We start from the raw sequence: 5,223 nt of genomic DNA, 5'->3' as shown, positions 1-5,223 counted from the left end.
GGCCTCAGCGTCGTTCACGGAGACGACCAGACGGCCGCCGCCTTCGAGCGGAACGCGCACGATGATGAGTCGTCCTTCTTTCACGGCCTCCATGGGTCCGTCTCCGGTCCTCGGCTTCATCGCTGCCATCGTGGCTCCCTTTCCTCCGGTGGTATGGAATGAGTTTATCGGGTGTCACCGGGACCTGGAGGTCACCGAGCAACAATTGGGTCGCCCGACACCGTCAGGGCACCTGCCAGAACGTGCTCCCGAGCGCATACACGTGGTAGATCCAGAGCCATTGGCCCAGGAGGCAGAGAGCCACCACACCGACGCGCCACCACCGCGATCGAGGAACCGCGACGGCGCCCCAGAGCGGGCTGAGAGGCAGCAGCAGGCGGAACGTGCTGGACTGTGGGAAGAACACCGCGAGGAGGTACAGCAGATAGCTGGCGCTCCACAGGCGGAGGTCGCCGCCGAGGGCGCGCACCTGGGGCGAGCGCAGGAGGGTGACGGCGGCCGCCGCGACCAGCAGCACGAGCGCCACCGGGCCCCACCACTGGGGCATGCCCCAGAGTGCGAACCAGAACTGCGACGCCTGAACCCATCCTTCGAACGGCAGGAAACCGTCGACGCCGCCGACGATCCAGTGCCGGCGCCACGCGAGTTCTGTCGCGAGATAGGCACCGGGATCGCCCGTGACGATACCGGCGATCAGTTGCCAGGCGAAGCCCGCCGCGGTCGCGAGCGCCCCGAGCGCGACGATGTGCGTGATCTCCCGCCCGGAGAGGGGTTCCTGCTTCCGGCGGAACCAGCGCACGACGCCGTGCAACCCGAGGTACAGGGCGAAGGCGAGGATCCCGGGGCGGGTGAAGGCCATCACCGGGATCAGGAGGTAGAGCCGGCCGTACTCGTGTCGGATCGTCGCATCGAGCGCGAGGAACAGCAGCAGCAGGAACAGCGTCTCGGCATAACCGACCTGGAACATCGCGGCGATCGGCCCGGCAGCGAAGAACACGACCGCCCAGAGCGCGGCGGAAGCGCCGATGCGGTCGCGAAGCAGGCGATGGAGCGCGAGGCACGCGAGATACCCCGCGGCCAGCGAGATCAGGAGAGCGCCGACACCCCAGGATCCGAAGAGGAAGCCCACCGCCTTCGCCGCAAATGCGAACACGGGCATGAATGCCCAGGCGTTCTCGGCGACCTCGCCCGACTCGGTCCGGGGAAGCTCGGTCGGATAACCGGACTCCGCGACCAGCCAGTACCACTGGGCATCCCACCCGAGGATGAAGTCTTCGAGTCCGGCATCGGCCCCGAAGCGCGAGAACGACGTCGACAGCGACGCGGCGATGAGCAGGAAGATCGTGGTCGTCGCCCGGGCCGCGACGTAGACGACCGCGATCCGCAGCGCGACCGGCGTCTGCGCCCACCGGCGAACCGTGCTCAGCGCGAGGTGAGCCATGCGCGCAGGCCCCGCTCCACGGCGTCGATCTGCGCGAGCGGCACGCGCTCCTCGTCGTGGTGCGCGAGGTGCGGGTCGCCGGGACCGTAGTTCACCGCAGGGATGCCGAGCGCCGAGAAACGGGCGACGTCGGTCCAGCCGTATTTCGGGCGAGGCTCGGCGCCCACAGCCGCAACGAACTGCTGCGCGATCTCGGCGTCGAGTCCGGGGCGCGCCCCCTCGGCTGCATCGGTGATCTCGATCTCGAAGCCGGCGAGAACCCCGCGCAAGTGCGCTTCGGCGTCCGCCGCGGACTTGCTGGGAGCGAAGCGATAGTTGACCTCGACCTCGCATGCGTCGGGGATGACGTTGCCCGCGACGCCGCCGGCGATGCGCACGGCGCTCAGGCTCTCCCGATACAGAAGGCCCTCGACCGGCACTTCCCTGGCGCGGTACTCCGCGAGCCGCGTCAGGATCGGAGCAGCACGGTGGATCGCGTTCTCGCCGATCCACGCTCGTGCACTGTGCGCGCGAACGCCGGTCGTGCGCACGATCGCGCGCAGCGTGCCGTTGCATCCGCCCTCGACCTCGCCGTTGGACGGTTCGCCGAGGATGGCGAAGTCCGCCCGGAACAGGTCGGGTCGCACGACGGCGAGCAGGCCGAGGCCGTTCTTGGACGCCTCGATCTCCTCGTTGTCGTACCACATCCAGGTGATGTCGATCGCGGGATCGGTGAGCTCTGCGGCGAGCTTGAGCTGCACGGCCGTGCCCGCCTTCATGTCGACGGTTCCCCGCCCCCAGAGGTAGGGCACACCGTCGATCTCGATGTCCCTGGTCGGGAGGTTCGCGTTGATCGGCACGGTGTCGATGTGTCCGGCGATGGCGACGCGCTGAGCGCGCCCGAGTTCGGTGCGGGCGACGATCGTGTTGCCGTGGCGGAAGACCTCGAGGTGGGACAGCGGGGTGATGGCCGCTTCGATCGCATCGGCGAGGGTCTTCTCGTCGCCGGACACGCTCGGGATGTCACAGATCGCACGAGTGAGGTCGACGGAGGACGCGGTCAGATCGAGCACCATGGGTCAAGCCTACTTACCCCGTCATGCGTGAAGTCCCTCGCCTCCCGGCGCGATAGCGTGGAGGGATGAGCGACGCACGCACCGTATGGGGTATCGGCCTGACCACGATCGCCGGCGACGGCACGGTCCTCGACGCGTGGTACCCGGACGTGCGCACGGGATCTGCCGCTGCAGACGATGCCGCCGTCGCCGCGCTCGAGCCCCTGGTCGGCGCCGATGAGCGACGGAACGTGACCGTCGAGATCATCCGGCTCCAGATCGACCTCGACGAGGCTCCCGGTTCCACGGCGGACGCGTACCTGCGGCTGCATGCCCTCTCGCACCTCGTCGTGCGCCCCAACGAGCTGAACCTGGACGGCATCTTCGGCCATCTGCCGAACGTCGCCTGGACGAACGCCGGGCCGGTACTCCCCGCCGACGCCGCGCGTCTGCGGCCGCACCTCCAGCGCGCCGGCATCCAGGTGCAGGGCCTGGACAAATTCCCCCGCCTGACCGACTACGTGCAGCCTGCGGGCGTCCGGATCGCCGACGCCTCGCGCGTGCGGCTCGGCGCACATCTCTCCCCCGGCACCACCGTCATGCATGAGGGCTTCGTCAACTTCAACGCCGGGACGCTCGGCTCCTCCATGGTCGAGGGACGCATCTCGCAGGGCGTCGTCGTGGGCGACGGCAGCGACATCGGCGGCGGCTCCTCGATCATGGGCACGCTCTCGGGCGGTGGCACTCACCGGGTGTCGATCGGTGCACGCACCCTGCTCGGAGCGAACGCCGGCATCGGCATCTCCCTCGGCGACGACTGCGTCGTGGAGGCGGGCCTGTACGTGACCGCCGGGACGAAGATCGTGCTGGTCGACGGCCCGGTGACGCCGGACGGCGTACGGAAGACCGTGAAGGGCGGAGAGCTCTCCGGCCAGGACGGACTGCTCTTCCGACGGAACTCCCTCAGCGGCGCCGTCGAGGCCGTGCGCCGCGCCGGAGTGGGCGTGACGCTCAACGAGGCCCTCCACGCCTGAGAGCCGCCCGCGCGCCTTCATCGTCAGCCCGCGACCCGCGCGTGGAGGCGGCATGCAGCCGACGGCATGCACGCACTGGTAGACTGACACCGTTGTCCGCACCGCCGGTGCTGCAACATCGTCGTCGTCATGGGGTCTCCGAGGACCGAAGCGAGCAGAACTGCTCCCACCACCAGCATGAGCTGGCATTTCGAACGGCGAACCGATGCGCAATTCCTGCGCCGTCGCCCACCTCACCCCTTATCTCGCGCCGATCACTCGTGCGCTGACGGAGTTTCTGCATGTCTACTTTCCTTGAACTCGGCGTTCCCGCCGAGCTCGCCGCCGTTCTCGCCGATTCGGGCAAGACGGAGGCCTTCGCGATCCAGCGCGACACCCTTCCCGACTCCCTCGCGGGACGCGACCTCCTGGGCCGCGGACGCACGGGCAGCGGCAAGACCATCGCCTTCGCCCTGCCGCTCGTGACTCGCCTCGCCGCATCCGGCGGTCAGCGCCGCGCAGGTCTCCCGCGCGGACTCGTCCTCGCTCCGACCCGCGAGCTCGCGACGCAGATCGCCGCGACCATCGCCCCGCTCGCCGAGGCTGCCGGTCTGCGCGTCACGACCGTCTTCGGCGGCGTCAGCCAGCGTCCGCAGGAGCAGGCGCTGCGCGGCGGCGTCGACATCGTCGTGGCCTGCCCCGGTCGGCTCGAAGACCTCATGAAGCAGCAGGTCGTGCGCCTCAGCGCGATCGAGGTCACCGTGCTCGACGAGGCCGACCACATGGCCGACCTCGGCTTCCTCCCCGGCGTCACCCGCATCCTCACCGCAACGCCGGCCGGTGGCCAGCGTCTCCTGTTCAGCGCCACGCTGGACCGCGGCATCGACACCCTCGCCCGCCGTTTCCTCTCGAACGCGGTCAGCCACGAGGTCGATGAAGAGAGCGTGCCCGTGGGCGAGATGACCCACCGCGTGCTGGTCGTCGACTCCACCGATAACAAGACCGCTCTCGTGAAGGAGCTCGCCTCCGGCACCGGACGCCGCATCCTCTTCACCCGCACCAAGCACCAGGCGAAGAAGCTCGCGAAGCAGCTCACGGCTGCCGGGATCCCGGCCGTCGACCTGCACGGCAACCTGTCGCAGAACGCTCGTGAGCGCAACCTCGGCGCCTTCTCCGCCGCACCGGAAGACGGCGGAGTGCGCGTTCTCGTCGCGACCGACGTCGCCGCCCGTGGCGTGCACGTCGACAACGTCGACCTCGTCGTCCACGTCGACCCGCCCGTCGAGCACAAGGCATACCTGCACCGTTCCGGACGTACGGCCCGTGCCGGTGCTGCCGGCACCGTCGTGACCGTCGTGCTCCCCGAGCAGCGCCGTGACGTCAAGGACCTGCTGCGCAAGGCGGCCATCTCGGCTGCGCTGGAAGATGTCACGACCGCTGCCGTCACGGCCCTGGTCCCCGAGCGCGCCCCGCACGTGCGCCCGGCTCCCGTGCAGGCTCCGCAGCAGCAGCAGCGTCAGTCGTCCAAGCAGCGTCCCGCCGGCGGCGAGAAGAGCGGCGCGGCGAACCCGCCCGCGCGTCGTCGTCGCCGCCCCCGCGCCGGTGGCGCCGGCGGCCAGGGCAGCGGCTACCAGGGCGGCGGTTACTCCACGCAGAGCGGCCAGTCCCGTCAGGGCGGTGGCCGCAGCTCGCAGGGTCGCTGACCCGCGGGCGCAGCTCGACTGAAAAGCGGCCC

Annotated in this window: 5 protein-coding genes; 2 read left to right on the top strand and 3 right to left on the bottom strand. The window is 69.9% G+C overall.

Translation table 11 applies throughout. The features are described from left to right. The 3 genes from ACNPM4_RS10815 to dapE form a co-directional block, all read right to left on the bottom strand. Positions 1-129, bottom strand: a 129-nt coding sequence (locus ACNPM4_RS10815) for a DUF3117 domain-containing protein (RefSeq protein ID WP_448985694.1), incomplete at its 3' end; no start/stop codon positions are given. 94 nt (positions 130-223) lie between these two features. Further along, positions 224-1,441 carry a hypothetical protein gene (locus ACNPM4_RS10810; RefSeq protein WP_448985689.1) on the bottom strand — a complete coding sequence of 406 codons (1,218 nt, stop codon included), beginning with the start codon at positions 1,439-1,441 and terminating at the stop codon, positions 224-226. Further along, the gene (dapE, locus tag ACNPM4_RS10805; RefSeq protein WP_448985688.1) at positions 1,423-2,496 is read right to left on the bottom strand and encodes a succinyl-diaminopimelate desuccinylase; all 1,074 of its coding nucleotides are present in this window, start codon (positions 2,494-2,496) and stop codon (positions 1,423-1,425) included. The genes ACNPM4_RS10810 and dapE overlap by 19 nt, the downstream gene beginning before the upstream one ends. A 65-nt stretch (positions 2,497-2,561) precedes the next feature. Between dapE and dapD the strand changes: the two genes are divergently transcribed. Further along, entirely contained in the window at positions 2,562-3,509 is a 948-nt protein-coding gene (gene dapD, locus ACNPM4_RS10800; RefSeq protein ID WP_448985687.1) for a 2,3,4,5-tetrahydropyridine-2,6-dicarboxylate N-succinyltransferase, read from the top strand. 281 nt (positions 3,510-3,790) lie between these two features. Continuing rightward, a complete protein-coding gene (locus tag ACNPM4_RS10795; protein ID WP_448985685.1) occupies positions 3,791-5,191 on the top strand; it encodes a DEAD/DEAH box helicase in 1,401 nt (466 codons plus the stop codon). Positions 5,192-5,223 lie beyond the last annotated feature (32 nt).

It is taken from the genome of Microbacterium umsixpiens (assembly GCF_053543675.1).
Note: the sequence above shows the minus strand (reverse complement) of the source record. Positions and strands in the feature narration are given on the sequence as shown.

What these genes read in the sequence shown, in the direction of transcription:
- ACNPM4_RS10810 (WP_448985689.1), bottom strand. Translation starts at nt 1,441, where the DNA reads ATGGCTCACCTCGCGCTGAGCACGGTTCGCCGGTGGGCGCAGACGCCG.
- dapE (WP_448985688.1), bottom strand. Translation starts at nt 2,496, where the DNA reads ATGGTGCTCGATCTGACCGCGTCCTCCGTCGACCTCACTCGTGCGATC.
- dapD (WP_448985687.1), top strand. Translation starts at nt 2,562, where the DNA reads ATGAGCGACGCACGCACCGTATGGGGTATCGGCCTGACCACGATCGCC.
- ACNPM4_RS10795 (WP_448985685.1), top strand. Translation starts at nt 3,791, where the DNA reads ATGTCTACTTTCCTTGAACTCGGCGTTCCCGCCGAGCTCGCCGCCGTT.